At 32.1% G+C, this 1,322-nt stretch carries 2 protein-coding genes; both read right to left on the reverse strand.

Going from position 1 to position 1,322, the window contains the following annotated elements:
- Positions 1-191: 191 nt before the first annotated feature.
- Positions 192-914 (reverse strand): DUF5131 family protein, encoded by a 723-nt coding sequence (locus IU405_RS00300; protein ID WP_197436674.1) that lies wholly within the window; start codon positions 912-914, stop codon positions 192-194.
- Positions 907-1,200, reverse strand: coding sequence for a helix-turn-helix domain-containing protein (locus tag IU405_RS00305; protein ID WP_197436675.1), 294 nt, complete (start codon positions 1,198-1,200; stop codon positions 907-909). Before IU405_RS00305 ends, IU405_RS00300 begins: the two co-directional genes overlap by 8 nt.
- Positions 1,201-1,322 lie beyond the last annotated feature (122 nt).

Below are 1,322 nucleotides of genomic sequence, written 5' to 3' on the forward strand. Positions count from 1 at the left end.
AATTGTATCTACATAAACATATTTTTGACTGTGAATAGTAATTTCGTCTGTGCTAGTTCTTTTTAATAAAGTAGAGTTATCCACTGGAATAATTTCTCCAGTGGACGTATCTACAATTTCTCTATTTTTCATAGAAATCTTGACATCTTGATATCTATGCGTCAGTTTTTTCATTCTTTCAATAGTTTAAACTACGGCATTTCATCATATGTTTTGCCTTTAAATAGCCTTCCATTAGCTTTCTTAGACCTTCTTACTCCATCAGGACCCCAATTACCCCATTGTTTAAAGAAAAATGGAACTCCAACAGTTTTACATTTTTCATGAATTAGTTCTACCCATTCAATCTTCATTGGTCTTGATTTTGGTCCACTTTCGCCACCTACAATAATCCAATCAATTCCATTTACATTCAAATCATCTACTGATCCTAAAAGTGGTTCCATCGATAAAAATTTGATATGTGCACCTGTTTCTTTTAAATACTCAACACGTTCTAAGACATGACTATCTTCAACAGAAACACCCATCCAGATATTTGGTGTCCAATTGAGCTCTGGACTAAGTTCTAATAATCTTTCAGCCCTTTTTGTTAAAACTTGGTAGGTATGCTGTGGTGTATCATTCATCACTTTGAATACATCTTTTATATAGGTGGTAGTAACTTCTTTGTGAAATAGATCACTCATTGAGTTTACAAATACTATCCTTGGTTTACGCCAAGAATATGGCTCTAAAAGTGTTTTAGGGTGTTCTCTCACTTTAAAATTGTCTTTATATTTTTCAATTCCCATTGCTTGAAGTCTTTTAGACATTACTTCTGCATAACAAAACTTGCATCCTTTAGATACTTTATCACATCCTGTAACTGGATTCCAAGTTACTTCTGTCCATTCTATACTTGATTTACTCATTATTTCTATTTTTTAATAAGGTTAAACTCTCAAGCAACTCGCTACGCTTATAATAACGTCTTGCACCAATAGCATAAGATTTAACCTTGCCTTTATTTGTGTAAGACCAAAGTGTGCTACTATCGATTTTTAGAAACTTACATGTTTCCTCCCTCGTGAGTAATTCTTCTGTAAATTTTTTGGATTGTAGCTCTTTTTGTAAATCTGCTACATTTTTTTTAACTGTTGAACCTATCAGCTCTTGTAGTTCTTCTACTGATAATTCTAATAAAATTGAATTTTTCATGACCTATATTGTTTAAATTATAGGCCAAAATTATTGCTATATGTTTGGTACTTTTTGCGGTACTGGTACTGTTTCAGTACCGTTTTTGATTAAGTTTTATTTCGCTTGCAAAGCTTTATAAA

The sequence above is a fragment of the Polaribacter sp. BAL334 genome (assembly GCF_015767435.1).
Taxonomy (GTDB): domain Bacteria; phylum Bacteroidota; class Bacteroidia; order Flavobacteriales; family Flavobacteriaceae; genus Polaribacter.

What these genes read in the sequence shown, in the direction of transcription:
- IU405_RS00300 (WP_197436674.1), bottom strand. Translation starts at nt 914, where the DNA reads ATGAGTAAATCAAGTATAGAATGGACAGAAGTAACTTGGAATCCAGTT.
- IU405_RS00305 (WP_197436675.1), bottom strand. Translation starts at nt 1,200, where the DNA reads ATGAAAAATTCAATTTTATTAGAATTATCAGTAGAAGAACTACAAGAG.